Annotated in this window: 1 protein-coding gene; it reads left to right on the top strand. The window is 52.8% G+C overall.

All coding sequences use genetic code 11. From position 1 onward, the window contains the following. The first annotated feature begins 434 nt into the window (after nt 1–434). Nucleotides 435–1,388, top strand: a complete 954-nt coding sequence (locus ACWKXT_RS24170) for a nickel/cobalt transporter (protein ID WP_454533557.1) — start codon at nt 435–437, stop codon at nt 1,386–1,388. Nucleotides 1,389–1,393: the final 5 nt, after the last annotated feature.

Genomic DNA, 1,393 nt, shown 5'->3' with positions numbered 1-1,393 from the left:
TATTCATTTATTGTCCGAAGACATTAAGAATCCATGTCACTTTGAGTGCCCACACAGATTGTCTGATAAATTGTTAAAGAGCAGTGCAACGCGGCTTTCGCTCACCGTTGCGAGGTGGCGTATATTACGCTTTCCTCTTTCAGAGTCAACCCGTTATTTCAGGATTTTTTCTCTTCAACCGACCGGGTTATCTGTGAAGTGATTCACATCCGCCGTGTCGATGGAGGCGCATTATAGGGAGTTCTCCGCAGCCCGCAACCGTTAAATGACAGAAAAATGACTGACTGCTGCATTCCACAGCAAAACCCCGCCTTATACCCTTTTACGCACAGACTTATCCACAATTACAGCAAGATCCTGATGCGATCCTGCGAACTGAAAGAGAAGATCAACTATACTAGCGGCAAATATTCTTCTCCGCAGAGCTCCCCCTCATGAATACACAACGCCTGCCTCGCGACTGGCGCCTCCCTACGGCCGGATTGATGCTGCTGGGCATCCTCTTCGCCGCTTTTACGCTGCATACGCACTGGAACGCCTTTATACAGTGGTGTCTTGCCACACAAATTACGCTGCACCGTTATCTGGTGATGTATCTGCTGCAGCTTAATAGCCACCAGTACAGCGGTGGATTATGGCTCTTAACAGGCGCTTTCTTTTATGGCGTCCTTCACGCCATCGGTCCGGGACACGGAAAGTTCATCGTGACGACCTACCTGAGCACAAATAAGGAGAGCGAGCTGGCCGCCCGCATCGTTCCCTTCCTGGGCAGCCTGATGCAGGGCGTCAGCGCCATTCTGTTTGTCTTTATTCTGGCGGTAGGATTTAACCTCGCCTCAGGGGATATCAGTACCAGCCGCTGGTATGTCGAGAAGATAAGCGCCGTGCTGATTGGCGCATTTGGTGCATTCATCATTTATCAGGCGCTGAAAAGCCTGCGGCCGCAGAGAATGAGGATCTCAGCCATCACACCCCTTCATCAGCATGATGAACACTGTGGATGTGGTCATCACGGCGTGGGAGCTGACCTGGCACAAGGTGACTGGAAAACGCGTCTGGGTGTCGTTCTGTCGATTGGTGCACGCCCGTGCAGCGGCGCGATCATGATTCTGATGTTTTCGAACGCGCTGGGCATTGTCACCTGGGGCATGGCTGCAGTCATGACCATGTCCCTGGGAACAGCACTCTCTATTATGGGGCTATCGCTGGCGGTACGTTATGCCCGTGAACGTACGGTGGCCTGGTTCGGGGAAAGTCGCTCGTTAAGGTGGCTGATGCCGGCCGTTAAAATTGCCGGTGGAATCGTACTGATCCTGTTCGCGACCGTCCTGTTCCTGACGGTCATCCCCATCAGCGCCAACGGCGACTACATCGCCGCCGGATGCTGATAAAA

It is taken from the genome of Enterobacter sp. UPMP701 (genome assembly GCF_053709515.1).
Note: the sequence above shows the minus strand (reverse complement) of the source record. Positions and strands in the feature narration are given on the sequence as shown.